Source organism: Dryocola sp. LX212, assembly GCA_041504365.1.
GTDB lineage: Bacteria > Pseudomonadota > Gammaproteobacteria > Enterobacterales > Enterobacteriaceae > Dryocola.
Genome location: CP167917.1, coordinates 2,999,602 through 3,026,558, shown reverse-complemented (window position 1 = coordinate 3,026,558; position 26,957 = coordinate 2,999,602). Strand labels below are relative to the sequence as shown.

Here is a 26,957-nt window from a genome sequence, read left to right as displayed (position 1 = left end):
AATGCAACCTGACCTGCTACCCGGCCATCGTGCCGCATCTGTTTTAACCCAATTACGCCTTGCTTCCCCACTGGTCCACTGCATGACTAACGATGTGGTGCAGAACTTCACCGCTAACGTATTGCTCGCCATTGGCGCTTCACCTGCAATGGTGATCGAGGCCGAGGAGGCCGTGCAGTTTAGCGCTGCGGCCAGCGCTTTATTAGTTAACATCGGCACGCTGACCGCTGAACGCAGCCATGCAATGCTCGCAGCCATTCACTCTGCTGATAAATCTTCTACACCCTGGGTACTTGACCCGGTTGCCGTTGGTGCCCTTACTTTCCGTACTCAGTTTGCCCGCGATATTCTTGCTCTGCATCCTGCAGCCATTCGTGGTAATGCCTCTGAAATTCTTGCTCTGGCCGGGGTGAATACCGGTGGGCGTGGCGTGGACAGTACCGATGATGCCCTTAGCGCACTGCCTGCCGCCCGGCATCTTTCCCTGCAAACCGGAGCCATCGTCGCCGTTACGGGTGAGCGCGACTACGTGACCGACGGGCTTAAAACCTGGGTAATCGTCGGTGGAGACAAATTGATGACGCGCGTGGTGGGCACGGGCTGCGCGCTCTCCGCCGTGGTTGCCGCCTGTAGCGCATTACCTGGCTCGCTGCTCGATAACGTCGCCTCCGCCTGCCAGTTTATGAAACTAGCGGGCGTTCAGGCGGTAGCTGCCAGCAATGGCCCCGGCAGTTTCATTCCGGCATTCCTGGACGCGCTTTACAATCTGGATCAGGAGGCGCTGGCATGAAAGGTTTAAAACGAGTTAACGCCCTGACGATTGCCGGGACGGATCCCAGCGGTGGCGCAGGTATCCAGGCAGATTTAAAAACCTTCTCCGCGCTCGGCGCGTATGGCACAAGCGTCATTACTGCGCTGGTGGCGCAAAACACCCGGGGCGTGCAGTCGGTTTATCGTATTGAGCCTGATTTCGTAGCGGCGCAGCTGGATTCGGTGCTGAGCGATGTGCGCATCGATACCCTTAAAATTGGCATGCTTGCCGAAACGGATATTGTTGAGACGGTGGCTGAGCGTTTAGCCTTCTATAAGGCGCAAAATGTGGTTCTGGATACGGTGATGCTGGCTAAGAGCGGCGATCCACTGCTTGCCCCGTCGGCGGTGGAAAGCCTGCGCCGTCGCCTGCTGCCCCTGGTAGCCTTAATCACGCCCAATCTTCCGGAGGCAGCAGCGCTGCTGGACGCGCCACAGGCAATCAGTGAAAAAGAGATGAAAGAGCAGGGCGATGCTTTGCTGGCGATGGGCTGCCGCGCAGTGCTGATGAAGGGCGGCCATCTGGAAGATGCAGAAAGCCCGGACTGGTTATTTACGCAAGAGGGCGCACGGCGTTTTACCGCACAGCGGGTGCAGACTCGCCACACTCACGGCACAGGCTGTACGCTTTCTGCGGCGCTGGCCGCCCTTCGCCCTCGCTATGCTGACTGGCCGCAGACGATAGACACCGCGAAAAAATGGCTGTCAAAAGCGCTGGAGCAGGCCGATTCCCTTGAGGTCGGGCAGGGTATCGGCCCGGTACATCATTTTCATGAATGGTGGTAGGTTGCGGCTACGCTATGTTTTGACCCCCGTGGCTGCATTCCGTTACAAATCAGCGCCTACCTGAAGTGCTCCCCCGGCTGGCGAAGATCGCGAGTCGCGACCAGGATTAGGACTGCCCTTTGCGAGGCTCAGGGCCAGGACATTTATCCTCAGCGGGCAGGCCGCTCGCTGACCCTACGGGTAATCCCCCCGAAAAACCGGTGTGTTTATAAGTAGAATTTTCACGTAATATAATCAGGGAGCAGGTCACTCTGACTTCTGATAAAGATGGTCTGTTTAATCTAAAAGATTTGCATACTGCATCTGGAGGAAAGAAAGCTGACCAACCTGGTGATTGGGTTAGGATGAACTCTACTAAGGCATTAATGGCTGAAATTCTAATTCCGGGAAATCCCGGTTTTAAAAGTAAAGCTGGCCGGAATGGTGGAACTTATGTGAATGAGCCTTTATCCTATGCTTATGCTGCATGGATTAGTGCGGAGTTCCATGCTGCGGTCATTGCAGCATTCACAGCGTTAGCAATTATTAATATGAAGAAAGCCATAGAGATTGTTCGCAGCTATGCTGCTTATTTCTGTCCGTGTCGAAAGTAGGTATTACTGCGTAATGCCGTTTGAGGTACGTAAACAAGTAGTAAGCAAGATTATGCGATATGGTGATTATCGCTGACCTAACACATTCATTATAATTATCATTGCGACAATTCATATTTATAGAAATTATCATTTGAAATATTTATTAATACATAGCACTTGAGGTCATCCATGATTCTGTGATTTATTATCCCTTAACAAACCAAGGAGATTACGATAAATGGCAATTCCTGCTTACTTATGGCTAAAAGATGATGGTGGAGCACTAATCAAGGGAGGCGTAGACGTTCAAGACCGTGAATTTAGTATTGAGATAAAAGGCTTTCATCACAATCTATCCATCCCCACTGACAATGCCACTGGCAAGCCTACAGGCACACGCCAACACTCTTAAATGATGCTTGTGAAAGAGTTTGACTACTCCAGCCCATATCTTTATAAGGCCGTTGCAACAGGGCAGAACTTAGCGTCAGCAGAGATTAAATGGTACAAGATTAATGACGCTGGTCAGGAAGTTGAGTATTTCAACATGTTCCTTGAAGGGGTTCGCATTGTATCTGTATCTCCAACAATGGCTTCACCACAAGACCCGAACAATAATCACGTTGAAACCATAGAATTACGTTATGAGAAAATCACATGGAAACACTGTGATGGTAATATCATCTATACAGATGCATGGAACGAGCGCCAGACAGCTTAACAGGTGATTGAATGGATACTACAGAAGAACTTAACGGAACTTACTTCTATCACGGTCATACTAACGTTACACCCATTGAGCTGTTCAATTTAATCTTTGTTGAACAATTAGCGGATGCATTAGGAATTACAACAGAGGCAGCAACATTGGTTGTAATCGGGCAACCTGTGATTCCTGTATCAGGTAAGTTGTCAGCGGCGACCAATACACCCGGCACGAGCGTTGCATCAATCTTAAGCAGAAGGCTTTTAAAAGATGCTCGCTTCCCTAATGGTTTAAAATTCTCTGCACCTATGGGTAAGCCCACTAAACTGAAGATGGTTCCAACACCTAAAATAGCAACCTTCATAGGTAGATGGATTCCGTTCATTGGCTATGCTCAATTTATTATCATGATTGAGGTAGTTGCAAAGCGTACCCGTGACAAATACAACCTCATAGCCAGACCCTCAGACCGTATAGCATGGACATATTTCTAATGAGAGATATTGAATCTGAAGTTATTCAATATTTAATGGAAAAATATCCTGTCAGAAAGCATTGGTACAAGCCGGGCTTTAAGCAGATTACAAAGGAGTGGACTCTTCAGGATGACTTCAAATTTTTACCAGAAGATGCACATGATTTCCTACTGGATGTGTTTGAACACTTCAACATTGAATACTCAGGCTTTGATGGAATAAACTATTTTGAATATGAATACCCATTCTGGCAGAAGAAGCCCTCAACAAAAGAGCTTAAGCCGCTTACAGTGGGGATGATTATTGAATCTGCTAGAGCTGGTGTCTGGCTTTATGAATAAGAAAAGCCTCCCTAATGGAGGCTCTATTCTTAATAATGGTCTACTAGCTACAAACTTTTGCTTCTGGCTAATATTCTATGTAGGTCACGATCTGGTGCGCTACCAGCTGGCAAACTGCTATATGGGACGCGCAGGGTTGATTAACTCAGGCGGCGCGGCAGGGGGCGAAACGGATCTGGCGGACGCCGTGCGCACCGCCGTCATTAACAAGCGCGCGGGCGGCATGGGCCTGATTCTGGGACGCAAGGCGTTCAAGAAATCCATGGCTGACGGCGTGAAGCTTATCAACGCCGTACAGGATGTTTATCTGGACGGGAAAGTCACCATCGCCTGACAATAGGTTGTCCCCCCCTCTCTGTTGCGGAGAGGGTTTTCTGCTCATCTCCCTCTTTTAACATCGTTAATCCCGTCACAATTCGATAACAATTTGTGAAAAGTGTCACGCCACCTTGTGCACATGTCCAAAAAATGGCCGTCATTTACGCACCTTTGAACGAGGCGAAGGTGAAAATTTACGCATAAAGTTGTTGCTGAAACGCTGTTTTAAATTTTGATTCAGGCCCACCTTCCTTCCGAAATCGTTCCGTTTTTGCAGCAGAAGTGGCACCGATTAACCGAATTCGTCGTTAAAAAAGGACATCCACGATTGTGAAAATTACCTCTGTAAATGTGACCGTTTTTACCTACCCAACCCGCCGCGCTGCCGACAGCGCCGGGCATTCGCATCCGGGTGAAGAGAGCCTGGCAAAAATGGCGATGCTCACCATTACCACTGATGAAGGGGACTGTGGTTACTCTTTCGCGCCGCCGGAGGTGGTTCGTCCTTATGTGGTAAACGCCTTCTTCCGCAAGGTACTGGTCGGGCAGGACCCCTTCAACCGCGAACGTATCTGGCAGGATCTCGTGCACTGGCAGCGGGGTAGCGCGCACCAGCTAACCGAACGCGCGCTCTCATTCGTTGAGCAGGCGCTGTGGGATTTAATCGGCCGCAGGCTGAAAGTGCCGGTCTATAAGCTGCTCGGCGGTTTTCGCGACAAGGTTCCCGCTTACGGCAGCACCATGTGCGGGGACGAGCTGGCGGGCGGACTTTCCACGCCGGACGAGTTCGGCCAGTTTGCCGAAAAGCTGGTGGCGCGGGGCTACAAGGCCATCAAGCTGCATACCTGGATGCCGCCGGTGGCGTTTGCACCCGATCCAAAGATGGATGTAAAAGCCTGCGCGGCGGTGCGTGAGGCGGTGGGGCCGGACATTGACCTGATGCTCGACGGCTACCACTGGTACAGCCGCAGCCAGGCGCTGTACATTGGCAAAGCGCTGGAGAAGCTCAACTTTGCATGGTTCGAAGAGCCAATGGAAGAGGAGAGCATGGCGTCCTACGTGTGGCTTTCGGAGAATTTATCCATCGACGTGGTGGGCCCGGAGAGCCTGGGCGGCAAACACCACAGCCGGGCCGACTGGGTTAAGGCCGGTGCCTGTGACATCCTGCGGGCGGGGGCAAACGGCGTGGGCGGGATCGCCCCCTGCATGAAAGTTGCCGGCCTGGCAGAAGCCTATGGCATGGACTGTGAGGTGCACGGCAACGGGGCGGCAAGCCTTGCCGTTGTCGGCGCTATTCGTAACTGCCGCTGGTACGAACGGGGTCTACTGCATCCGTTCCTCGAATATGATGAGCCAGCCGCTTATCTCAACAGCATCGTCGACCCGATGGACGCGGAAGGTTTCGTGCATCTGCCGCAGCGCCCAGGGCTTGGGGAAGACATCAATTTTGATTACATAGAGACGCATACCGTCAGCCGCGACGAATAATCGCAAACATAACAATCCCGACGCGAATGACGTCGGGGAAAACTGACCCTACAAACGGTATCCAATATGAACAGAAGCTCCCGACCGGGGGCGTGGCTGCTCACGCTCCTTTTCATGTTCGGTAGCGCGTCGGCGGCGGCAAAAACGCCCCCCGACCAGCTGATTATCGGCATGAATATGAACAACCTGCTGACGCTCGATCCGGCCGCCATGACCGGGAACGAAGTCGTTGGGCTGGTGGTTAATCTCTATGACTCGCTGGTGGAGCTGGATCCCGCGCAGCTTACGAATGTGCGCCCGGCGCTGGCAACGTCCTGGGCTGTTTCAGAGGACGGCAACCGCCTGACTTTTCATCTGCGCGACGGGGTGAAGTTTCACTCCGGAAATGCTTTGACCGCCGATGATGTCGTCTGGTCGATGCGCCGCGTATTGCATCTGAACCTTGCCCAGGCGTCCGTCTGGAAATCTTATGGCTTTACTAAGCAAAACGTCGATGAGCACGTCAAAGCGCTCGATGCCTCAACGGTGGAAATTATCCTGCCGAAAGCCAACGATCCGCTGCTGGTGATTTACTCGCTGGCCGCGCTGGGCAGCGTAGTGGTGCTCGACAGCAAAACGGTGCAGCAGCATGTACAGAATAATGACTGGGGCAACCGCTGGCTGACGACCAACGAAGCCGGGTCAGGGCCGTTCAGCCTGGAAGTCTGGCAGGCGAAAGATGTCCTGCGTATGAAGCGCAACCCTGATTACTGGCGCGGCGAGCCGAAATTAAGCCGCGTGGTGTTCCGCCATTTTCAGGAATCCCAGACGCTGCGGCTGATGATTGCCAAAGGGGATCTGGATATCGCCAGCAATATGGCGGTGTCGGACGTCAACGCCCTGCGGGAAGATCCCGACCTGACGGTGGACGCTGTCAAAAAAGGGACGATTTACTACGTGGCGATGAGCATGAAAGAGGCGCATTTTGCTAACCCGAAGGTGCGCGAAGCCGTGCGCTACCTGATTGATTACCAGGGGATTAACAAAGCGCTGATGCCGGGTTACGGCGTGCTGCACCAGCGGCCAATCCAGTCCGGCATGCCCGCCACGCTGCCCGACCCTGGCTATGCGCTTGATGTACCACGAGCGAAGCTGCTGCTGGCCGAGGCCGGGTATCCTGACGGGTTTGATACCACGCTGCGCGTGCTTGCCGATCAGCCTTTCCTGAATATTGCTATTGCCGTGCAGTCGACGCTGATGCAGGCGGGTATTAACGCGAAAATCATCACCGGTACCGGCAACCAGATTTACGGCGCGATGCGAGAGCGCCGGTTCGACATGCTGGTCGGGCGCGGCGGCAGCGGCGTGGAGCCTCATCCTCACTCCAGCCTGCGGTCGCTGGTTTATAACCCGGATAACAGCGATGCTGCCAGGCTGACCAACTTCCAGGGCTGGCGCACCAGCTTCTACGATAAAGCCCTCAATCAGCAGATAGACCGGGCGCTTGTGGAACGCGATCCGCGCAAGCAGCAGGAAGAGTATCAGGCGATTCAGGTGCGCTATGACAATTTAATTCCGGCGCTGCTGCCCGTTTCACAAATGGTGGATTCCGTTGTGGTACGCAAAGAGGTGCATAACTATCAGCCGCACCCGTCAGCGACAACATTCCTGCGCGATGTTTATAAATCGTCTGCCGGGGAGGATAAATCATGAGCATGATTCTGCTTGCGCCGGGCGGGCGCACCCGGCGTTTTTCCCGCCGCGTCGGTCAGGTACTTATTACTTTGTTCGGCTTGCTGTTGCTGACCTTCTTCATTGGGCGGGTGATGCCCATCGACCCCGTGCTGGCGATTGTCGGCCCGGATGCTGACCAGAGCACCTATCAGCAGGTTTACCACCAGCTTGGGTTCGACAAATCGCTGGCCACGCAGTTCTGGATTTATCTGGGCGGCCTGCTGCACGGCGACCTGGGCAACGCGCTGCTGACCGGAAAGCCGGTGCTGGACGATATCCTGCGGGTCTTCCCGGCCACGCTTGAACTGGCAACGGTGGCGATCGTTGTCGGCGCGGGCCTTGGTATTCCGCTTGGCGTCTGGGCCGCCGCTCGCCGCAACAGCATTGTCGATTATGCGGTGCGTATTATTAGCCTGGCCGGCTACTCCACGCCGATTTTCTGGGTGGGGATGATGGGGCTGCTGCTGTTTTACGCCTGGCTTGGCTGGGTAGGTGGTGCGGGACGTATTGACCTGGGGCTGGATGGCCTGGTGCCGCGCCGCACCGGGTTGCTGCTGATAGATGCATTGCTGGCTGGCAACGGCAGCGTATTTTTTAACGCGCTGAATCATCTGATCCTGCCCGCGTGCCTGCTGGGCTTTCACTCCCTGGCCTACATCAGCCGCATGACGCGCAGCTTTATGCTGGCGCAGCTCTCGCAGGAGTTCATCATTACCGCCCGCGTAAAGGGGCTGACCGAGCGGCAGGTTATCTGGAATCACGCCTTCCGCAATATTCTGGTGCAGCTTCTCACCGTCGTTGCGCTGGCTTATGGCTCCTTGCTGGAAGGAGCGGTGCTTATCGAAACCGTCTTCTCATGGCCGGGATTTGGCTCCTATCTGACGGGCAGCCTGCTGCTGGGGGATATGAACGCGGTAATGGGCTGCGTGCTGGTGGTCGGGGTGATCTTCGTGCTGCTTAACCTGCTGTCGGACATGCTTTATCAACTCTTTGATCCGAGGACGAAATGATGACCGTTTCCTTTGGTACGCCTCAGATTACCCGGGCAGGTGAACGCGCTCAGTCCTTCAGGCGCGCGGTCGTGCGGACCTGGGGATTTATCGGCAAAATGGCGCGCAATCCGCTGACCGCAATCGGCGGGGGAATTGTCTTTCTGCTGTTGATGGTGGCGATTTTTGCCCCCTGGATTGCACCGTTTAACCCGCTGGTTCAGGATCTCAACCACGCGCTGAGTCCGCCGGGTGCGACGCACTGGTTCGGCACGGATGAGTTTGGACGCGACATTTTCAGCCGTCTGGTTTATGGCTCACGCATTACCCTCTACATCGTGCTGTTGGTGTCGATAACCGTCGGGCCGCTTGGCCTGCTACTTGGCGTCACGGCGGGTTACTTCGGTGGCAGGGTTGATATGGTGCTGATGCGGATCACCGATATTTTTATCTCCTTCCCGAGTCTTGTGCTGGCGCTGGCTTTTGTCGCCGCCCTGGGTCCAGGCCTTGAGCATGTTGTTATTGCCATTACGCTCACCGCCTGGCCGCCCATTGCCCGTCTTGCCCGCGCCGAAACGCTCTCATTACGGCAGGCAGATTTTATCTCTGCCGTTCGTTTACAGGGCGCGTCGCCGGTTCGCGTGCTGTGGCGGCATATCGTGCCGCTTTGCATGCCCTCGGTGATTATCCGCATCACCATGAATATGGCGGGAATTATTCTGACCGCCGCAGGGCTGGGCTTTCTGGGGCTTGGCGCGCAGCCGCCCGATCCTGAATGGGGGGCGATGATTTCGAGCGGACGCACCTACATGATGGAGTGCTGGTGGGTAGTAACTATTCCGGGGCTGGCGATCCTCATCAACAGCCTGGCATTCAATTTTCTGGGAGACGGCCTACGTGACATCCTCGATCCGCGCGGTGAATAGCTCGCCAGCACTGCTTGACGTACGCGACCTGAACGTAACTTTCGTTAATGGCCGCCAGCAAACCCACGCGGTGCGTGGCGTTTCCTTCCAGCTTGGCCGCGAGAAGCTGGCCATTGTGGGGGAGTCCGGCTCCGGTAAATCCACGGTGGGGCGCGCCTTGCTACAGCTTCATCCTTCAAAAGCGCAGATTACCGCCGAACGCATGCGGTTTGGCGATATTGATCTGCTGCGCGCCACGGACGCGCAAATGCGTGAGGTGAGAGGCAGGCGCATTTCGATGATCATGCAGGACCCAAAATACTCCCTGAACCCTGTGATGTGCGTCGGGGATCAAATTGCAGAAGCGTGGCTGACGCACCATCGCGTCGGGCATAAAGAAGCGAAGCAAAAGGTGCTGGAGATGCTGGAAGTGGTGCGCATTCGCCAGCCGGAACGTGTTTACCACCTCTACCCCCATGAGGTGTCCGGCGGGCAGGGGCAGCGGATCATGATTGCCATGATGCTGATTACCGACCCGGAAATGGTGATTGCCGACGAACCAACTTCCGCGCTGGATGTGTCAGTGCGTTTGCAGGTGCTGGCGCTGCTGGATGATTTAGTGCAGTCGCGCGGGCTGGGGCTGATTTTTATCAGCCACGATATCAACCTGGTGCGCAGCTTCTGCGATCGGGTGCTGGTGATGTACGCCGGGCGTGTGGTTGAGTCCATTGCCGCTGACGAATTGCATAATGCGCGGCATCCTTACACCCAGGGGCTTATCAACGCGCTGCCGGATATGGATAAACGCCGGGATCATCTGCCGGTATTACAGCGCCAGGCAAGCTGGCTTAGCGAATAAGGGGTAACTATGTCGATGATTGCGGTCAGCCAGCTCAATTTAACCTTTGGCGAAGGAACAAAAACCAACCAGGTTCTGTTTGATGTGAATTTTAACGTGGCGCGGGGAGAAATCTTCGGCCTGGTCGGGGAGTCCGGCTCCGGGAAAACCACGGTGCTCAAGTGTCTGGCCGGGTTGTTTACCCACTGGCGAGGGGAGCTGGCCATCAACGGCTCGGCGCTGGGGCACAGCATTAACCGCGAACGCTGTCGGCGGGTACAGATGGTTTTTCAGGATCCCTACGGTTCGCTCCATCCCCGCCATACCGTGGGCGATATCCTGGAGGAGCCGTTGATTATTCAGGGCTTCAGCGAACGGGAACGGCGGATTAATTCGATACTTGATAAAGTCGGGCTAAACCGCGCTTTTCGCAGCCGCTATCCCCACCAGCTTTCCGGCGGCCAGCGTCAGCGCGTGGCGATTGCGCGCGCATTAATACTTGAACCGCAAGTGTTATTGCTCGATGAACCGACGTCCGCGCTGGATGTTTCAGTGCAGGCGGAAATTCTCAACCTGCTGGCGGACCTCCAGCAGGAGGCCAACCTTACCTACCTGATGGTGACGCATGATTTAGGGGTAATCGCGCACCTGTGCCATCGGGTAGCGGTGATGCAGCATGGCAAAATTCTGGAGACGATAGGCACGGAAGACTTGATATCGGGAAAAGCGAGAGTGGATTACACGCAGATGCTGGTCAATGCCAGTCGGCAATACAGCCGGGAAATGGCGAGCAGGGTGGCGAAGTTTTAATGATTCCCGATGCGCCGGTTTCCTGGCGCGCGGGGTTTAGCCAACCAGCGGACAGTTTGGCGGCAGGCGGCAGCGCAGGGCGGCAGGATGAACGTCAATGCGGAACTCGCGGCCTTTGAGCGGCTCGCCGTCTAAGTTAAAAGTAATATCGTGCGGGGCGGTGATTTCAAACCAGGAGGACTGCCCGTCGATAATATTCGGGTTGTCTTCCGGGCGGGTGAGGGTGGTTAACAGCGCGGGCAGCAGCTCTTCACCGGTAAAAATACGCAGATCCAGCTGGCCGTCGTTAATTAACGCCTGCGGACAAAGCTGCTGCCCGCCGCCGGCCTGACGCCCGTTGCCAATACCGATCACCAGCGCGTCGCCTTCCCAGCTGAAGTTTTCGCCGCGAATTTCGCAGCGGTCCGGCTTTAGCGTATCAATGCGCAGCAGGCCGTGAATAAAGTAAGAGACGCCACCCAGCGCCGCTTTTAATTTCTCCGGCGTTTCGGTGGTAATTTTCGTGCCGAAGCCACCGGTTGCCATGTTGATAAAGAAAGAGGATTCATTCACTTCAACCAGGTCGATATCAAAAGCGCGGCCGACCATCGCCAGCTGCAGGGCTTTATCCAGCTCGTCGGGGATGCCGACGCTGGTGGCGAAATCGTTGGCCGTACCTAAGGGAAGAATGCCGAGGGCAGGGCGATTTTCCTGCGGGCGCTGCGCCAGAGCCGTAGCCACCTCGTTAATGGTGCCATCCCCGCCGCCTGCAATCACGGTATCAACGCCCAGCGCAATCGCCTCATCGACGTAACGGGCCGCATCGCCATACTCCCAGGTCACTCGCATATGCAGCTGATAACCCTCGTCGCGCATGATATTCACCGCGCTGCGCAGAACGTCGTTATTGGCACCTTTGCCGTTGAGGATCACTAGCGATTCCGGGAACTTCTCCATGGCATACCTCAGGAATTTCTTTCGTGTCGAAAGTGTATCCTATGCCGGGCCGGGACGGGTAAGAACTGGCTGAAATATTGGGGATGACGCGCAAAAAGAAGGCCCGCGCAAGGGAGATTGCACGGGCCAAGGAGGTGGTTCCTGGTACAACAAGCATTTATGGGTTATGTTTTTCAGCCCGGCGATAATAACCAACTCAAACGAAGCGGTGTGTGATCGGTTTCTAAGAATTCTCCCAGCCTGAAAAAATAACCATTAATTAACTAGTTAGTATGCGGATTTCGAGTGGTCTGACCATCAAAATTGCGCATCAGCAGCGCAAAATCTAACGCTACGTCCTGAGGAACAGGCAACCATACGGTATGGCCGTCGCCGGGAGCGACCTCAACTGGCTGAGCTTTGCCGTTTTCCAGCACTTCCAGGGTAAAGGTAACATTGCCCTGCGGAGTCATCAGCTCAAGGCTATCCCCCAGCAGGAACTTGTTCTTAACCGCCACCGCAGCCAGGCCGCCACGGCGCTCGCCGGTAAACTCACCGACAAACTGTTGGGTGTCGGAAATGGAGTGGCCATATTCGTAGTTCTGGTGACTGTCATGGGTATGGCGACGCAGGAAGCCTTCGGTATAGCCGCGGTGGGCCAGGCCTTCCAGGGTTTGCAGCAGCGTCGGGTCAAACGGTTTACCCGCGGCGGCATCGTCAATGGCTCGGCGATAAACCTGTGCGGTGCGCGCGCAGTAGTAATAAGACTTGGTGCGGCCTTCGATTTTCAGCGAGTGAACGCCCATTTTGGTCAGGCGCTCCACGTGTTCGATGGCGCGCAGATCTTTGGAGTTCATGATGTAGGTGCCGTGTTCGTCTTCAAAGGCGGTCATGTACTCGCCCGGACGTTTGGCCTCTTCCATCATAAAGACCTTATCCGTAGGCGCGCCGACGCCCAGCGTAGGTTCAATATTCTGTACCGGGATAGGCTCGTGAAGATGGACGATGTTGCCCACGTCATCCTCTTTACCTTCCTGAACCTTGTATTCCCAACGGCAGGCGTTGGTGCAGGTGCCCTGGTTCGGATCGCGCTTGTTAATGTAGCCGGAAAGCAGACAGCGGCCAGAATAGGCCATGCACAGCGCACCGTGAACGAAGATTTCCAGCTCCATTTCCGGCACCTGTTCACGAATTTCTGCGATTTCGTCCAGCGACAGCTCACGGGAGAGAATCACGCGGGTCAGGCCCATCTGCTTCCAGAATTTTACCGTCGCCCAGTTCACGGCGTTCGCCTGCACGGACAGGTGGATATCCATCTCCGGGAAGGCTTCACGCACCATCATAATCAGGCCCGGATCGGACATGATCAGCGCATCCGGGCCCATTTCCACTACGGGTTTCAGGTCACGAATGAAAGTTTTTAACTTGGCGTTATGCGGGGCGATATTCACCACCACGTAGAATTTTTTACCGAGCGCGTGGGCTTCGTTGATGCCGAGCTGGAGATTTTCGTGGTTGAACTCATTGTTACGCACGCGCAGGCTGTAGCGCGGCTGGCCCGCGTAAACGGCATCGGCGCCGTAGGCGAAAGCGAAACGCATATTTTTCAGCGTTCCCGCCGGGGAAAGAAGCTCTGGTTTAAACATGATGTTCTCGTTCTGATGTCAGGTCAGAACCGCCTCACCGGGTGAAGCGGTTAGTTTGCTAACAAAGAAGGAAAAAGCGTGGTTTTTCCTTCTTTGTGGTTAGCTGCCGAAAATCAATAAATTGATTTTCCTTGTCTTTTGTTTGGTGAAATATTTGTGTCCCAGGATCGTATCAGGTTTTCACCGGTCTATGCCGCTTCACCGGGTGAAGCGGTTAGTGCGAAGTGGGATTGCCACACTTTTAGGGCGGGAATTGTAGCGCTAATTGTTTACGGAAACCACCCTAAGCCATCCGGCAGGCGTCTGCTTCCCAGCGGTAGCCCACGCCATAGACGGCGCGGATAAAGGACTGCTCTTCGTCCAGCGCTTCTAGTTTACGGCGCAGGTTCTTGATATGGCTGTCAATGGTGCGGTCGGTCACCACCCGATAATCATCGTAAAGCTGGTTGAGTAGCATTTCGCGGGAAAAGACTTTACCCGGCTCGTGGGAGAGGGTTTTCAGCAGGCGGAATTCTGCCGGGGTCAGGTCCAGCACCTTTTCGCGCCAGCTTGCCTGAAAGCGTCCTTCGTCGATGATAAGGAGGCTTTCTTCCCCTGCCGGGATTGGGTCCTGCTGGCGTTTACAGCGGCGCAGAATCGTTTTCACCCGCGCCACGACCTCCCTCGGGCTGTAGGGCTTGCAGATGTAGTCATCCGCACCGATTTCCAGCCCCAGCAGGCGGTCGATCTCTTCGATCTTGGCGGTCACCATCACGATGGGGATTTCAGAGAAGCGGCGGATCTCTTTACACAGCGTCAGCCCATCGGTGCCCGGGAGCATCAGATCCAGCAGGATCAGATCCGGCGGCGTCTGGCGTACGTAAGGCAGTACGTCGTTACCGTGGGTGATCAGCATTGGCGCGTAGCTGGCGGCGCGAAGATAATCCACCAGCAGCTGTCCGAGCTTCGGTTCATCTTCAACAATCAGAATGCGTGGGGCATTTTCATCAAGCGGGAATTCGGTCATACGTTTCTCTGTGATTCTGGATCCAGCGGTAACTCTACTGTAATGCTGACGCCGCCGAAAGGCGAATGGCCAGCCGTCAGGGTGCCGCCGTGGGCGGCAACAATGTTCTGGCAGATGGACAGCCCCAGGCCGGAACCGCCGCTGGCGCGGTTGCGCGAGCCTTCCGTGCGGTAGAAGCGGTCAAAAAGCATATTCAGCTGCTCGTCATTCACGCCCGGCGCGCTGTCAGCAAAGGTCATCACGAACCGCTGCTGGCTGACCTCACCGGAAATCAGCAGCTGGCCGCCCGCGTCGGTATAGCGCAGGCTGTTTTCCAGCAGGTTATTGAACAGCTGCATCAGGCGGTCGCCGTCGCCAAAAATGGTCACGTTGTCGGGCAGGGCCAGACGAATACTCAGGCCACGCGAGTCAAAGCGCTGGCGGAACGCTCCCGCAACCACTTCAAGCAGGTTAATGATATCGAGGGATTTTTTTTGATACGCCAGTGCGCCTTCGTCGGACATCGACAGCTGGTGCAGGTCGTCAACCAGCTTGGTCAGCGTGGCGACCTCCATCTGCAGCGAGGCTACGGAATCCGGGGTGAATTTCCTGACGCCGTCCTGAATAGCTTCCAGCTCACCGCGCAGAATCGCCAGCGGCGTGCGCAGTTCGTGCGAGATATCGGCCATATAGGCGCGGCGCATGTTGTGGTTTTTTTCAAGCGTGCTGGCGAGCTGGTTAAAGTCCTGCGCCAGCTTGCCCAGTTCGTCCTGGCTGGTGGAGGCTACCCGCGTCGTAAAGTCGCCCGCCGCAAGCTTATGCGTCCCTTCCACCAGTTTCTTGACCGGGGCGAGCAGGCCGCGCGCGAGCAGGAACGTCGCCGCAGCGGCAAGCAAAGTAGAAAGCGCGACGATGATCCAGCTCGTGCGGCGCTGCTGGCGGTCAAAATTAATGTCGGTATTGCGCGTCAGCCGCTCAACGGGGGAGGCGATAACCCAGCCTGCATTGCGCCCGTCAACTTTGATCGCCCGGCGCGTACCATCCGGTGGCACCGCGCCGCGTGGGCCGACAAGAACTTTGTAGTCCTCGTCAAGCACCCAGAACTGGGTACGCCAGCCGTGCGGCGGCATCTTCGGGTTCTCGGCATCTTCGTCGCGCTCAAACGATCTGAGGATCCGGAAAACAAAGCGATCGTTATGGCGCAGGAACTGCCAGTTGCCGTGCAGGGCGTACTGCTCGCCAAGCGCGTCGCTAAGCATCTCCAGCCGCTGCTCGTTGCCGTGTTTAATGTAGTCGATGAAGCCCCGCTCGAAGCTCAGCCGCACGCCCCAGTGCATAATCGCCAGCACCAGCAGGCAGGTTGAGAAGATGGCAAGAAACAGTTTCCCGGTAATGCCCGGCCGCCAGAGTTTCATGATTATTTCCTTTTGCGTCGCGCAATAATGACGTTTTTAGTGGTGTCCCTGGGAACGCGGGCGAAGACCAGCGCGGGAAGGGCGATAATCACCGCCATGCTTAAATACGTGTAGAGGAAGACGGTGTGCACCACGCCGCTATCCGGGGTGAGATGATGGTGACCGTACATGCCAAGCAGCATCCCGGCGACGGTTACGCCAATGCTCATAGAAAGCTGCATTACCATCGACAGCATGCTGTTGCCGCCGCTGGCGAGATCGTCCGGTAGGTCTTTCAACGTGAGGGTGTTCATCGAGGAGAAGCGTGTCGAGTTCACCATACCGAGGATAAACAGCACCACCGGCAGCAGGTAATACCAGCCCAGCAGCGCGGTGGCCATAAACAGCAGGATAACCAGCGCCAGCCCCAGCGTAGAGGCAACCAGCACGTTACGGTAGCCGAAGCGGTTGACCACCTGCACCACGATGCGCTTCATGCCCATGCTGCCCAGTACCATTGGCACCATCATCAGCCCGGCGTGGAAAGGAGAGAAGCCCAAGCCAATTTGTAAAAAAAACGGCGTCATAAACGGCAGCATGCCGCTGCCGATACGGCCGCAGAAGCTGCCGAACAGGCCGAGGGAGAAGGTGCGTGTTTTGAACAAGTTGAGGTTAAACAGGGCGTTGTCGTTACCTCTGGCATGCCAGAGGTAGAGCAGCATCGACAGCATGCCGCCGGCAACCAGCAGGCCGAGCGTCAGTGACGAAATGCCCAGCCCTTTTTGTCCGTCCAGCGCGATGGTCAGCGCCGCCATGCCAAACGCCAGCAGCAGGAATCCCGACGCGTCGAAGCGCCGGGTTTGCATGGTGTAGTTGGGCATCAGCCAGAGCGTGGCAATGCAGCCGATAATCCCCACCGGCAGGTTAATGAGAAAGATCCAGTGCCAGGAGGCATACTCAACCAGCAGACCTCCGAGCGCCGGGCCGAGCAGCGGGCCTATCTGGCCGGGCAAGGTGACGAAGGTCATTGCCGCCATGTACTGCTCGCGGGGGACAATTTTCATTACCGTGAGCCTGCCCACCGGTACCATCATCGCGCCGCCGATCCCCTGTACCACGTGGGATAAAATCAGCTCGTTGAGCGTGGAGGAGTGGGCGCACAGCAGCGATCCTGCGGTGAACAGCACGATGGCGGTGAAGAAGATATTGCGCACCCCAACCCGGTCCGCCAGCCAGCCGCTGACGGGCAGCATCACCGCCACCGTCAGCACGTAGGCGACAATCACCGAGTGCATATGCAGCGGACTTTCGCCCAGGCTTGCCGCCATCGAGGGCAGGGCGGTGTTGACGATAGTGGTGTCCAGCGACTGCATAAAGAAGCCGAAGGCGACAATCCACAGTTGCCAGCGGACGGCAGCGGGCAGATCGGTCATTTCATCTGATTCCTCTTCGGTGGATGACGCTGACGCTTCTCCACCCTACATTTTACTCGCCAATAAATTGTTTGTTGCTGTGGCGGCTAAAGCGCAAACGCAGCCGGTCAAAGAACAGATAAACAACGGGCGTGGTATAGAGCGTCAGCAGCTGGCTGACCACCAGGCCACCGACGATGGTGATCCCCAGCGGCTGGCGCAGCTCGGCACCGTCACCGCTGGTCAGCACCAGCGGCAGCGCGCCAAACAGCGCCGCAAGTGTTGTCATCATAATCGGACGGAAGCGCAGCAGGCAGGCCTGAAAAATTGCCTCCTGTGGCGTAAGGTTGCCGTTACGCTGCGCCTCTATCGCGAAGTCCACCATCATGATGGCGTTTTTCTTCACGATGCCGATTAATAGCATGATCCCGATGAGCGCAATCAGGCTGAACGGGGCACCAAAAAGTTCAAGCGCCAGCAGCGCGCCGACCCCGGCAGACGGCAGCGTTGAGAGGATGGTCAGCGGGTGAACGTAGCTCTCATAAAGGATCCCCAGCACGATGTAGACGGTGGCGATAGCCGCGATAATCAGCAGCACCTGCGACTTCATGGTGTCCTGGAAGACCTGCGCCGTGCCCGCGTAGCTTCCGCGTACCGTGGAGGGCACACCGAGTGACGTCATCATCCGGTCGATGGCGTCGCTTGCCTCGCTGAGCGAAACGCCCGTCGGCAGGTTAAACGAGATAGTGGAAGCCGCCGACAGCCCCTGGTGGTTCACCGCCAGCGGGGCGTTCGCAGGCTGCCATTTCGCAAAGTAGGAGAGCGGAATCGGCTTACCTTCGCTGTTAGTGACAAACATCTGATCCAGCGAGCTGATGTCCTGGGTATAGCGCGGGTCGACCTCCATCACTACCTTGTACTGGTTCAGCGGCTGGTAGATGGTGGAAATCTGCCGCTGGCCAAAGGCGTTGTTCAGCAGGCTGTTGGCGTCCGAGACGCTGATGCCCAGCCGCGACATGGTTTCGCGGTCATAGATCAAATCCATTTCCGCGCCGTTGTCCTGCTGGTCAGAGTTGACGTCCGCAAGCTGCGGCAGGCTGGCGAAGGCCTTACGGATTTTCGGCTCCCAGGTGCGTAAGTCGGCCAGGCTGTCGGAAAGCAGGGTGTACTGATAGCTGGCGTTAGCAGAACGCCCGCCGACACGAATATCCTGCACCGCCATCAGGAACAGGCTGGCTCCCGGCTCTTTCGCCAGCGCCTTGCGCAGTCGGTCAATCACCTGCTGCGCAGTTTCTTTACGTTCGCTAAGCGGCTTAAGAGAGATAAACATCATGCCGCTGTTCACCCGCGAGCCGCCGGTAAAACCGGTGACGTTATCCACCGCCGGATCCTCACGAATGATCTTCATAAAGTCCTGCAGCTTGCCGCGCATCGCCTGGAACGAAATGCTCTGGTCCGCCTGAATGTTGCCCATCAGCCGTCCGGTATCCTGCTCCGGGAAGAAGGTTTTCGGGATGGCGATATACAGCCAGACGTTCAGCGCGATGGTGGCAATCAGCACCAGACCGACAAGTTTCGCGTGGTTCAGCACCCACTTCAGTGAACGCCCGTAGCCTTCCTGCATCGCGACCAGCAGACGCCCAAAGCCGCGCCTGCGGGTTGGGGTGTGTTGGGGTTTGTTCTTCAGCAGCCAGCCGCACATCATTGGCGTCAGCGTCAGGGAGACGACCAGCGAAATACCAATCGCCACCGATAGCGTGACGGCAAACTCCTTAAATAATCGCCCCGGCAACCCGCCCATCAGCAGCAGCGGCAGGAATACCGCCACCAGCGACAGGCTCATTGAGAGCACCGTAAAACCGACTTCACGCACCCCCTGCAGCGCGGCCTGCAAGGGTTTTACCCCCGCTTCAAGGTGGCGGGAAATGTTCTCCAGTACCACGATGGCGTCATCCACCACGAAGCCGGTGGCGATGGTTAACGCCATTAACGACAGGTTGTTCAGGCTGAAACCGCACAGGTACATGGCAATAAACGTGCCGATAAGCGAGACGGGAACGGCAACGGCCGGGATCAGCGTGGCGCGGCCCGAACGCAGGAACAGGAAGACCACGAGGATCACCAGCGCGACGGAAATAATCAGCGACTGCTCAACTTCGGCAAGCGAAGCACGAATGGTTGGCGAGCGGTCCTGGGCAACCTGTAAATCTATGGAGGCAGGGATGGTTTCGCGCAGCTCGGGGAACTTTGCCCGGATGCGATCCACGGTTTCGATGATGTTGGCTTCCTGGGACTTGCGGATCATCAGCAAAATCGCGGGCTTGGCATTAGTCATCCCCGCGTTGCGCACGTCCTGCACCGAGTCGGTGACGTTTGCCACGTCGCTCAGGTGTACCGCCCCAGCGTTGTTGTAGTGGATTATCAGCGGCTTGTATTCCGCGGCGGTTTTCAACTCGTCGTTGGTCTGCAGCTGCCAGCGGCGCGTATCTTCTTCAACGGCACCCTGCGGGCGGCGCACGTTGGCATTGTCTATAGCGGTACGCACCGCGTCCAGAGAGACGCCCTGGTTAAACAAAGCCTGAGGATTCAAATCCACCCGCACCGCCGGTAGCGAACTGCCCCCAACATCGACGTCGCCGACGCCGTCAATCTGCGAAACGGTTTGCGCCAGCTGCGTAGAGGCGAAGTCGTACAGCTGGCCCTGGGACAGCGTGTCAGAAGTCAGCGTCAGAATGATAATCGGCGCGTCTGACGGGTTGGCTTTACGATAGGTCGGACGGCTCGGCATACCGCTTGGCAGCAGGCTCTGCGCGGCGTTAATCGCGGCCTGCACGTCGCGGGCGGCGCCGTTGATATCCCGGTCGAAATTGAATTCAAGAATGATGCGCGTGCTGCCAAGCGAGCTGGACGACGTCATTTCGCTGACGCCCGCGATTCGCCCCAGCGCCTGCTCAAGCGGCGTTGCCACCGACGACGCCATTGTTTCAGGCGACGCCCCCGGCAGCGAGGCGCTGATCATGATCACCGGGAAATCCACCTGCGGCAGCGGGGCCACGGGCAGCAGTCGGAAGCCGAGCACGCCGCACAGCGTGATGGCAGCGGTCAGCAGGATGGTCGCGACCGGACGGTAGATAAACAGCGCGAAGAATTTCACGGCAGTTCCTCTTCACGGCGGCCAAAGCGGTTGCGCGTATAGTGCGACAGGCGGTCAAACAGCAGGTAAATAACCGGCGTGGTAAACAGGGTTAATACCTGGCTGACCATTAGGCCGCCCACCATGCCGATACCCAGCGGACGGCGCAGCTCCGCGCCAACGCCCGTTGAAAGCATCAGCGGCAGCGCGCCGAGCAGGGCGGCCAGCGTAGTCATCAGGATCGGACGGAAACGCAGCAGGCACGCCTGGTAAATCGCCTCATAAGGTGCCATTCCCTGTTCACGCTCCGCCGCCAGCGCGAAGTCGATCATCATGATGGCGTTCTTCTTCACGATGCCGATAAGTAGGATGATGCCGATAATCGCAATCACATCCAGCTCGGCTCCCGCCAGCATCAGCGCCAGCAGCGCGCCTACCCCCGCGGTGGGCAGCGTTGACAGAATAGTAATTGGATGGATAAAGCTTTCATAAAGCACGCCCAGCACGATGTACATCGCTACGACGGAGGCAACGATCAGCCAGATGGTGCTTCCTAACGCGGCCTGGAAGGCGAGGGTGCTACCCTGGAACTGCGTGGTGATATCCGAAGGCAGCGCCAGATCTTTCTCCGCCTGGGTAATGGCATCTACGGCTTCGCCCAGCGAATAGTCATCCGGCACGTTGAACGAGAAGGTCGTCGACGGGAACTGGTCGAGATGGTTCACCGTCAGCGGCGCAAAGCGCTGTTCGACTTTGGCAATGGTATGCAGCGGCACGCTGCCGCCGTCGCTGCTTGCCAGGCGAATATTATCCAGCGCGCTGAGGCCCGGCGTGGTGGAAGTGTCGTGCTCCAGCACCACGCGGTACTGGTTGGCCTGGGTGTAGATAGTTGAAATCAGGCGCTGGCCGAAGGCGTTATAGAGCGCGTTGTCCACGTCCGACATCGAGATACCGAGGCGGCTGGCGCTGGCGCGGTCGACGTTGACGTAGGCTACCAGCCCCTGGTCCTGCCAGTCGCTGCTCACTTCCGTCAGTTGCGGCAGCGTTTTCAGCTCTTCGGTGAGTTTTGGCACCCAGGAGCTCAGCTCATCCAACGAGGTTGCCTGAAGCGTAAACTGATACTGAGTGCGGCTGACGGTGGTATCAATCGTCAGATCCTGGATTGGCTGCAGATAAAGCTGCACGCCGGGTACCTTCGCGACATCGGTTTGCAGCCGCGCAATAACGGCTTTGATGCGGTCATCGCGATCGTCCAGCGGCTTAAGGTTGATTTGCAGACGGGCGCTGTTAAGCGACGGATTTGTGCCGTCCACGCCGACAAACGACGTCAGGCTCTCTACCGCCGGATCCTTGAGAATGACATCCGCTACCTGCCGCTGGCGCTGGGCCATGCTGGCAAAGGAGACGGACTGCGGGGCCTGAAGCGTACCCTGAATAATGCCGTTGTCCTGAATCGGGAAGAAGCCTTTGGGGATGAAAACCCACAGCAGAACGGTGAGGGCCAGGGTGCCAAAAGCCACGCCGAGCGTGAGCCAAGGGTGGTGTAACACTTTGGTCAGAATGCGGCCATATCCTGCAATTACTCGTTCGAAGAAGCGTTCGCTGGCCCGTGAGAAGCGGTTTTGCTTACGCAGTGACTCATGGCTCAGCATGCGCGCGCACATCATTGGCGTAAGCGTAAGAGAGACCACCGCAGAGATTAGAATCGACACGGCGAGCGTGACGGCAAATTCCCGGAACAGGCGTCCGACGATATCGCCCATAAACAGCAGCGGGATCAGCACCGCGATAAGAGAGAGGGTCAGCGAAATAATAGTAAAACCGATTTCACCCGCGCCTTTCAGCGCCGCCGCCAGCGGTTTCTCTCCCTTTTCGATATAGCGGGAGATGTTCTCGATAACCACAATCGCATCGTCCACCACGAAGCCGGTGGCGATGGTAAGCGCCATCAGCGTCAGGTTATTGATGGAGAAATCGAGGAACACCATCACCGCGAAGGTGCCTATCAGCGAGAGGGGCACGGCGACGGCGGGAATAATCGTTGCCGGGACGTTGCGCAGGAAGAGATAGATGATCATCACCACCAGCGCGATGGCGAGCATCAGTTCGTACTGCGTATCGGTTACCGACGCACGGATGTTGGTGGTACGGTCGCTCAGCAGCTTCACCTCCACCGATTTCGGCAGGCTTTCGGTCAGCGTCGGTAGCATTTTGCGGATGCTGTCGGCGGTGTCGATGATGTTGGCACCCGGCTGGCGCTGCACGTTCATCACAATCGCCTGCTGCTTGTTAGCCCATGCACCGAGCCAGCTGTTTTCAGCACCTTGCTCAACGGTAGCCACGTCGCCCAGGCGGACAGGCGCACCGTTTTGATAAGCAATGATCAGGTTGCGGTACTCTTCCGCAGACTCCATCTGGTCGTTGGCGGACAGCGTAACGGCGCGTTCCGGGCCGTCGAGACTACCCTTTGCGGAGTTGACGTTGGCGCTGGTAATGGCGGTGCGAACGGTTTCGCTGGTCAGGCCGAGGGCGGCAATCGCCGGGGCGTTAAGCTTGACGCGTATCGCAGGGCGCTGCCCGCCGGCAAGCGTCACCAGCCCGACGCCGGAAACCTGGGAAATTTTCTGCGCCACGCGCGTTTCCACCATATCTTCGACCTGGGTCATCGGAATGGCTGTTGACGTCACGGCGAGCGTCATGATCGGCGGATCAGCCGGGTTCACCTTACTGTAAACGGGCGGGTTCGGCAGATCGTTCGGCAGCAGGTTGGTGGCGGCGTTAATCGCGGCCTGCACTTCCTGCTCGGCAACGTCCAGCGGTAGAGCGAGCTGGAACTGAAGAGTAACAACGGATGCGCCGCCCGCGCTCTGCGATGACATCTGCTTAAGGCCGGACATCTGCCCGAACTGGCGTTCCAGCGGAGCCGTGATAGCCGAAGTGATCACATCGGGGCTGGCGCCAGGATAGAGCGTGACGACCTGAATCGTCGGGTAATCGACTTCCGGTAGCGCGGAGACAGGAAGAAAACGATAGCCGATGATCCCCGCCAGCAGGATGGCCACCATCAGCAGCGTGGTGGCGACCGGACGCAGAATAAACAGGCGGGACGGGCCGCCCGTTGCGCTGGGAGGTAAGACCTGCATCAGGATTTCGCTCCGTGAGGTTTAACGGCAGCTTTCTCGTCCGCTGCGCTGGCCGTGGCAGACTGCGCCTCCACGACTTCAACTTTTGCGCCTTCCGTCAGGCGGTCGATGCCGTCCGTCACGACTTTGTCACCGGCTGACAGGCCCGCGCTGATAACCACTTTCTGGCTGTCCTGAATACCCGTTGTCACCAGGTGCTTGCTGACTTTATTTTCGCTGTTCAGCACCCAGACGAAGTTACCCTCATTGCCCATCTGCAGCGCTGCAGCCGGAATAACAACGGCGTCCTGCTGGGTATCCACCAGCATACGGGCATTAACGAACTGGTTCGGGAACAGCGCGTCGTCTTCGTTGGTAAAGCGGGCTTTAAGCTTGATGGTGCCGGTGGTGGCGTCGATCTGATTATCCAGGCTGAGCAGCGTCCCGCTGCTGAGCTTCATTTTGTTGGTGCGGTCCCAGGCTTCTACGCTCAGCGTCTTACCGTTTTTCTGGGCCTGAACAACGGTGGCGATATTGCTTTCCGGCAGCGTAAAAATAAGGTCGATAGGATGCGTCTGGGTGAGTACCACGATGCCGGTGGTATCGCCGCTGGAGATCTGGTTACCCACATCAACCTGTTTCAGCCCTACGCGCCCGTCGATGGGCGCCGTAATGCGGCTCCAGTCCAGCTGCAGCTGAGCGCTGGCTACGGAGGCTTGATCTGCTTTCACCGTGCCGATTGATTCATTAACCAGTGCTTGCTGCGCGTCCATCTCCTGACGGGAGACCAGGTTGGTTTTCACCAGCTGCTGATAGCGGGAAAGGTCGCGACGGGCGTTGGCGAGCGTCGCCTGGTCTTTAGCAAGCTGGCCCTGGGCCTGAGCCAGCGCGACTTTGAACTGACTTGGATCGATTTCAGCCAGCAAATCACCCGCTTTTACCTGCTGGCCTTCCTGGAAGTGGATCGCCAGCAGCTGGCCGTCTACCCGGCTGCGCACGGTGACGGTGTTGGCCGCCGTGATGGTACCGAGGCCTGTCAGGTAACGCGGAACGGATTCGCTGGTTGCTGTGGCAGCCTGCACGGGAGCCAGAGCTCCGCCTCGCATGCTGCGCCGTCCGCCAGACTGCTGCTGGGCAGGCTTCTGCGCGCCAGGCTCGCTGGCAGAGCCGCTGCGCCAGAAATACACGGCCGCGACGGCAACAATAATCGCCCCTGCAATCCAGAACCAACGGGTGTTGTGCGTACCTTTCATAGTTAAACGTCTTCTCTTCCTGAAACGATATAGCCAATGATACTAGTGTAGTGACCAGGCGGCCCTGAAAAATGAAGGAAATAAGGAGGACTGTATGGATAAATCCTATAGAACGTTATTTTTCGAGACGCCTCGCACGCGCGTGCTGAAACGGTATCCAGCTCAAAATTACAGCAATAAACTGTGGTTTCGCTAAAAAATATAAACTATAGTTTATGGCGGAGTGGCTATGACATGGACTGTACTGACAACAAGATGCTTTGATAACTGGTTTGACGTTCAGAGTGAGGCGCTACAGGACAAAACGCTGCACGCGATAGGAAACTTACAGTTTATGGGGCCGGGGCTACCACGACCCTATGCCGATACGGTGAAGGGATCGCGCTTTGCCAATATGAAAGAATTGAGGATTCGGCATTACGGCAAGCCGTTTCGCGTTTTCTATGCATTTGATTACTCACGGCAGGCAATTCTGCTTTGTGCCGGGGATAAATCAAAAGACAAACGCTTCTACGAATCGATGATCGCAATCGCTGATAGAGAATTTATTGCCTGGCTGAATTCACTGGAGGAACAGCATTGAAAAATTACAGAACGCTTGAAGAAATTATTGCCTCCCTGCCGCCGGAGAGGCAAAAGCGGGTCGCAGAAGGCACCCAGGCACTTATCCTGGAAACCTGCCTACACATGATCCGCGAGGAGATGGGCTGGTCGCAGAAGCAGCTGGCGGAGGCGATGGGCATCAGCCAGCCTGCTGTTACCGCCATTGAACGGCGGGGGAACGAGATAAAGCTCGGTACGCTTAAGCGCTACATTGAAGCGCTGGGCGGCACGCTTTCTCTGCAAATCGACTTTCCTGACGGCGTAAAGCATATCCAGATGGAAAAGCCGTAAGTTTCCCCACGGCTTAGCAACTGGAGAAGACTGACGTTTACCCGCGAAACACAACGTCGGCCCAGCGGGCTAGGCCTGCGGTTACCGAACCGAAGTCATCGCCGCCCGCAATCTCAATGCCCGGCAGCCGTTGAGCCAGCGCCTGCTTGATCATCGGTGAGCGGGCGCTGCCGCCGGTGAGGTAAATCACATCCGGCTTCACGTCGCTGCTTTCCAGCGCCAGACTGACCTGCTCCAGGATGCGCTGCAGCGGCTGGCTTATTGCACTTTCCAGCTCCGGCTGGGTGATTTCGCAGCCCAGATCTTTGGCGATAAATGGCAGTAGCGTGGCAACCTGCTCGCTGTCGGAAAGGGCGATTTTGCTCTCCTCCGCAGCCCGAACCAGGCGATAGCTCAGGCGCTGACGCCAGACCTTTTGCAGGTAAGCGACTTTTTCGGACTCGCGCGCATCGCGCACCAGCTCATTCAGCATTCTGCCGTTGGCGCTGCTGTAGAATTCGTTTTGTGCGGGCACGTCGTTGATGGCAACCGCGTTCCACCACGGCAGGACGGGCAGGGCGATGCCTTTTTCAGTTTGCCCACCCATGCCCAATAGCGGAGAGAGCTGCTTAAACGCCAGCATAATGTCGAGATCGTTTCCGCCAACGCGGCAGCCGCTGTGGCCGAGAAGGCTTTGCTCGCGGTCACGTCTTGCGTGCCACTGCGGCCCCATCAGCAGAACCGAGCAGTCCGTTGTCCCGCCGCCGATATCCACGACCAGCACCTGCTTTTCTTCCGTCAGCGTGGCTTCAAAATCCAGCCCTGCGGCAACCGGTTCAAACTGGAATACAACATCTTCAAACCCGGCGCGGTGCGCAGCACGTTCGAGAATGCCCTGCGCCTGGGCGTTGGCATCTTCACCACCTAAACCCTGAAAGTTTATCGGACGGCCAATCACCGCCTGGCTAATGGACTCCGCGACCTGGGTTTGCGCCTTGTTGCGGATATGCAGCATCATGGCGCAGACCAGATCTTCGAACAGCGCAACCTGCTGCGGCTTCAGGCCGCTGGCGCCGAGAAAGGATTTTGGGGATTTTACAAAGTAAACCTCTTCCGGATCTTCCATATACTGGCGAAGCGAGCTTAAGCCGAACTGTACGCTGCCCGGCAGCACGTCGATATCTTCTTCGCGGTTGAAAGAAACTGCCCTGCGAAGCAGCGCCTGGGTTTCATCGCCGCTTGCCGGTACCTGATGGTGACGATATAGCCATTCGCTCACCGACTCGCGCGTTGGCGCGCACAGCATTGAAGGAAGCAGCGAAGAGCCATCTTCCATTTCCAGCAGGACAGGGACACCCTCGCGCATCACCGCTACCGAGCAGTTTGCCGTACCATAATCAAAGCCTATAAATTGCATAAAAATCCCCATGCCGGTGAGAAGGGGGGCGACTTTAGCGGAATGCGTGCGT

At 56.8% G+C, this 26,957-nt stretch carries 22 protein-coding genes and 2 pseudogenes; 15 read left to right on the top strand and 9 right to left on the bottom strand.

Going from position 1 to position 26,957, the window contains the following annotated elements; translation table 11 throughout:
- Position 1: 1 nt before the first annotated feature.
- From thiM to ACA108_14635, 13 genes and pseudogenes are all read left to right on the top strand, one after another.
- Positions 2-790, top strand: coding sequence for a hydroxyethylthiazole kinase (gene thiM, locus ACA108_14695; GenBank protein XEX94622.1), 789 nt, complete (start codon positions 2-4; stop codon positions 788-790).
- Positions 787-1,596: a bifunctional hydroxymethylpyrimidine kinase/phosphomethylpyrimidine kinase gene (gene thiD, locus ACA108_14690; GenBank protein ID XEX94621.1), complete on the top strand. Its 810-nt coding sequence runs from the start codon at positions 787-789 to the stop codon at positions 1,594-1,596. The genes thiM and thiD overlap by 4 nt, the downstream gene beginning before the upstream one ends.
- A gap of 290 nt (positions 1,597-1,886) precedes the next feature.
- Positions 1,887-2,189 (top strand): KilA-N domain-containing protein, encoded by a 303-nt coding sequence (locus ACA108_14685; GenBank protein XEX94620.1) that lies wholly within the window; start codon positions 1,887-1,889, stop codon positions 2,187-2,189.
- Between the two features lie 220 nt (positions 2,190-2,409).
- Positions 2,410-2,892 (top strand): annotated as a pseudogene (locus ACA108_14680) (Hcp family type VI secretion system effector).
- A gap of 11 nt (positions 2,893-2,903) precedes the next feature.
- Positions 2,904-3,371 carry an STM2901 family protein gene (locus ACA108_14675; GenBank protein XEX94619.1) on the top strand — a complete coding sequence of 156 codons (468 nt, stop codon included), beginning with the start codon at positions 2,904-2,906 and terminating at the stop codon, positions 3,369-3,371.
- Positions 3,371-3,694: a DUF1493 family protein gene (locus tag ACA108_14670; GenBank protein ID XEX94618.1), complete on the top strand. Its 324-nt coding sequence runs from the start codon at positions 3,371-3,373 to the stop codon at positions 3,692-3,694. Before ACA108_14675 ends, ACA108_14670 begins: the two co-directional genes overlap by 1 nt.
- 88 nt (positions 3,695-3,782) lie before the next feature.
- Positions 3,783-4,028, top strand: a pseudogene (locus ACA108_14665) (fructose-bisphosphate aldolase).
- 314 nt (positions 4,029-4,342) lie between these two features.
- The gene (locus ACA108_14660) at positions 4,343-5,500 is read left to right on the top strand and encodes a mandelate racemase family protein (GenBank protein XEX94617.1); all 1,158 of its coding nucleotides are present in this window, start codon (positions 4,343-4,345) and stop codon (positions 5,498-5,500) included.
- A 66-nt stretch (positions 5,501-5,566) separates the two neighbouring features.
- The gene (locus tag ACA108_14655; GenBank protein ID XEX94616.1) at positions 5,567-7,192 is read left to right on the top strand and encodes an ABC transporter substrate-binding protein; all 1,626 of its coding nucleotides are present in this window, start codon (positions 5,567-5,569) and stop codon (positions 7,190-7,192) included.
- On the top strand, positions 7,189-8,223 hold the full coding sequence (locus tag ACA108_14650; protein XEX94615.1) for an ABC transporter permease: 1,035 nt from the start codon (positions 7,189-7,191) through the stop codon (positions 8,221-8,223). Before ACA108_14655 ends, ACA108_14650 begins: the two co-directional genes overlap by 4 nt.
- The gene (locus tag ACA108_14645; GenBank protein XEX98122.1) at positions 8,223-9,128 is read left to right on the top strand and encodes an ABC transporter permease; all 906 of its coding nucleotides are present in this window, start codon (positions 8,223-8,225) and stop codon (positions 9,126-9,128) included. Before ACA108_14650 ends, ACA108_14645 begins: the two co-directional genes overlap by 1 nt.
- The gene (locus ACA108_14640; GenBank protein XEX94614.1) at positions 9,100-9,966 is read left to right on the top strand and encodes an ABC transporter ATP-binding protein; all 867 of its coding nucleotides are present in this window, start codon (positions 9,100-9,102) and stop codon (positions 9,964-9,966) included. Before ACA108_14645 ends, ACA108_14640 begins: the two co-directional genes overlap by 29 nt.
- 15 nt (positions 9,967-9,981) lie before the next feature.
- Positions 9,982-10,755, top strand: a complete 774-nt coding sequence (locus ACA108_14635; protein ID XEX98121.1) for an ABC transporter ATP-binding protein — start codon at positions 9,982-9,984, stop codon at positions 10,753-10,755.
- 36 nt (positions 10,756-10,791) lie between these two features.
- Here ACA108_14635 and yegS read toward each other — a convergent pair whose 3' ends face one another.
- From yegS to ACA108_14595, 8 genes are all read right to left on the bottom strand, one after another.
- Entirely contained in the window at positions 10,792-11,691 is a 900-nt protein-coding gene (gene yegS / locus ACA108_14630; GenBank protein XEX94613.1) for a lipid kinase YegS, read from the bottom strand.
- Positions 11,692-11,954: 263 nt separating this feature from the next.
- Entirely contained in the window at positions 11,955-13,316 is a 1,362-nt protein-coding gene (gene yegQ, locus ACA108_14625; GenBank protein XEX94612.1) for a tRNA 5-hydroxyuridine modification protein YegQ, read from the bottom strand.
- A gap of 283 nt (positions 13,317-13,599) precedes the next feature.
- The gene (baeR, locus tag ACA108_14620; protein XEX94611.1) at positions 13,600-14,322 is read right to left on the bottom strand and encodes a two-component system response regulator BaeR; all 723 of its coding nucleotides are present in this window, start codon (positions 14,320-14,322) and stop codon (positions 13,600-13,602) included.
- Positions 14,319-15,716, bottom strand: a complete 1,398-nt coding sequence (gene baeS / locus ACA108_14615) for a two-component system sensor histidine kinase BaeS (protein ID XEX94610.1) — start codon at positions 15,714-15,716, stop codon at positions 14,319-14,321. Before baeS ends, baeR begins: the two co-directional genes overlap by 4 nt.
- A gap of 2 nt (positions 15,717-15,718) precedes the next feature.
- Complete coding sequence (locus ACA108_14610) at positions 15,719-17,128, bottom strand: MFS transporter (protein ID XEX94609.1); 1,410 nt, start codon at positions 17,126-17,128, stop codon at positions 15,719-15,721.
- A 52-nt stretch (positions 17,129-17,180) separates the two neighbouring features.
- Positions 17,181-20,261, bottom strand: coding sequence for a multidrug efflux RND transporter permease subunit MdtC (mdtC, locus tag ACA108_14605; protein XEX94608.1), 3,081 nt, complete (start codon positions 20,259-20,261; stop codon positions 17,181-17,183).
- Positions 20,258-23,383 (bottom strand): MdtB/MuxB family multidrug efflux RND transporter permease subunit, encoded by a 3,126-nt coding sequence (locus ACA108_14600; protein ID XEX94607.1) that lies wholly within the window; start codon positions 23,381-23,383, stop codon positions 20,258-20,260. Before ACA108_14600 ends, mdtC begins: the two co-directional genes overlap by 4 nt.
- Positions 23,383-24,615, bottom strand: coding sequence for an MdtA/MuxA family multidrug efflux RND transporter periplasmic adaptor subunit (locus tag ACA108_14595; protein XEX94606.1), 1,233 nt, complete (start codon positions 24,613-24,615; stop codon positions 23,383-23,385). Before ACA108_14595 ends, ACA108_14600 begins: the two co-directional genes overlap by 1 nt.
- A 229-nt stretch (positions 24,616-24,844) precedes the next feature.
- On the opposite strand from ACA108_14595, the gene ACA108_14590 reads away from it, so the two are divergent.
- Together ACA108_14590 and ACA108_14585 are read left to right on the top strand one after the other, a co-directional pair.
- Entirely contained in the window at positions 24,845-25,198 is a 354-nt protein-coding gene (locus ACA108_14590) for a type II toxin-antitoxin system RelE/ParE family toxin (GenBank protein XEX94605.1), read from the top strand.
- A complete protein-coding gene (locus ACA108_14585) occupies positions 25,195-25,509 on the top strand; it encodes a helix-turn-helix domain-containing protein (GenBank protein XEX94604.1) in 315 nt (104 codons plus the stop codon). Before ACA108_14590 ends, ACA108_14585 begins: the two co-directional genes overlap by 4 nt.
- A 37-nt stretch (positions 25,510-25,546) precedes the next feature.
- On the opposite strand, the gene yegD is transcribed toward ACA108_14585, so the two are convergent.
- On the bottom strand, positions 25,547-26,905 hold the full coding sequence (gene yegD, locus ACA108_14580; protein ID XEX94603.1) for a molecular chaperone: 1,359 nt from the start codon (positions 26,903-26,905) through the stop codon (positions 25,547-25,549).
- Positions 26,906-26,957 lie beyond the last annotated feature (52 nt).

What these genes read in the sequence shown, in the direction of transcription:
- thiM (XEX94622.1), top strand. Translation starts at nt 2, where the DNA reads ATGCAACCTGACCTGCTACCCGGCCATCGTGCCGCATCTGTTTTAACC.
- thiD (XEX94621.1), top strand. Translation starts at nt 787, where the DNA reads ATGAAAGGTTTAAAACGAGTTAACGCCCTGACGATTGCCGGGACGGAT.
- ACA108_14675 (XEX94619.1), top strand. Translation starts at nt 2,904, where the DNA reads ATGGATACTACAGAAGAACTTAACGGAACTTACTTCTATCACGGTCAT.
- ACA108_14670 (XEX94618.1), top strand. Translation starts at nt 3,371, where the DNA reads ATGAGAGATATTGAATCTGAAGTTATTCAATATTTAATGGAAAAATAT.
- ACA108_14655 (XEX94616.1), top strand. Translation starts at nt 5,567, where the DNA reads ATGAACAGAAGCTCCCGACCGGGGGCGTGGCTGCTCACGCTCCTTTTC.
- ACA108_14650 (XEX94615.1), top strand. Translation starts at nt 7,189, where the DNA reads ATGAGCATGATTCTGCTTGCGCCGGGCGGGCGCACCCGGCGTTTTTCC.
- ACA108_14645 (XEX98122.1), top strand. Translation starts at nt 8,223, where the DNA reads ATGACCGTTTCCTTTGGTACGCCTCAGATTACCCGGGCAGGTGAACGC.
- ACA108_14635 (XEX98121.1), top strand. Translation starts at nt 9,982, where the DNA reads ATGATTGCGGTCAGCCAGCTCAATTTAACCTTTGGCGAAGGAACAAAA.
- yegS (XEX94613.1), bottom strand. Translation starts at nt 11,691, where the DNA reads ATGGAGAAGTTCCCGGAATCGCTAGTGATCCTCAACGGCAAAGGTGCC.
- yegQ (XEX94612.1), bottom strand. Translation starts at nt 13,316, where the DNA reads ATGTTTAAACCAGAGCTTCTTTCCCCGGCGGGAACGCTGAAAAATATG.
- baeR (XEX94611.1), bottom strand. Translation starts at nt 14,322, where the DNA reads ATGACCGAATTCCCGCTTGATGAAAATGCCCCACGCATTCTGATTGTT.
- baeS (XEX94610.1), bottom strand. Translation starts at nt 15,716, where the DNA reads ATGAAACTCTGGCGGCCGGGCATTACCGGGAAACTGTTTCTTGCCATC.
- ACA108_14610 (XEX94609.1), bottom strand. Translation starts at nt 17,128, where the DNA reads ATGACCGATCTGCCCGCTGCCGTCCGCTGGCAACTGTGGATTGTCGCC.
- ACA108_14600 (XEX94607.1), bottom strand. Translation starts at nt 23,383, where the DNA reads ATGCAGGTCTTACCTCCCAGCGCAACGGGCGGCCCGTCCCGCCTGTTT.
- ACA108_14595 (XEX94606.1), bottom strand. Translation starts at nt 24,615, where the DNA reads ATGAAAGGTACGCACAACACCCGTTGGTTCTGGATTGCAGGGGCGATT.
- ACA108_14590 (XEX94605.1), top strand. Translation starts at nt 24,845, where the DNA reads ATGACATGGACTGTACTGACAACAAGATGCTTTGATAACTGGTTTGAC.
- yegD (XEX94603.1), bottom strand. Translation starts at nt 26,905, where the DNA reads ATGCAATTTATAGGCTTTGATTATGGTACGGCAAACTGCTCGGTAGCG.